Source organism: Lysinibacillus sp. UBA6686 (genome assembly GCF_002455205.1).
Taxonomy (GTDB): domain Bacteria; phylum Bacillota; class Bacilli; order Bacillales_A; family Planococcaceae; genus Lysinibacillus; species Lysinibacillus pakistanensis.
This window is the reverse complement of sequence record NZ_DKJS01000035.1, coordinates 4285-4517: the sequence shown is the minus strand read 5'-3', so window position 1 is coordinate 4517 and position 233 is coordinate 4285. Positions and strand designations below refer to the sequence as shown.

Sequence of the window (233 nt, the reverse complement as noted above, 5' to 3'; positions counted from 1 at the left end):
ATGACTGTTCAGGTACTTCAAACGATTCAACCACACGTGTTACGGCGTTTTTTCGTAAGCGTGAGACAAAGAAAAATCCATCATCTGTCATGCGATCAAAGCGCTCATAATCTAAGTAGCCTCGGTCAAACACGTACATGCATTCTTTGTCATCAACGAGAATTTCAAGCTGACCACGATCATGTTCTTTCGCGTTCGTTAACACCGCTTCATCAGGGTACGAACAACCTTTT

At 42.9% G+C, this 233-nt stretch carries 1 protein-coding gene; it reads right to left on the bottom strand.

All coding sequences use genetic code 11. The annotated features are described in order from the left end of the window. Positions 1-233 (bottom strand): transposase (locus tag B2R82_RS08690; protein ID WP_286924479.1); only part of this gene is annotated, 233 nt, incomplete at both ends.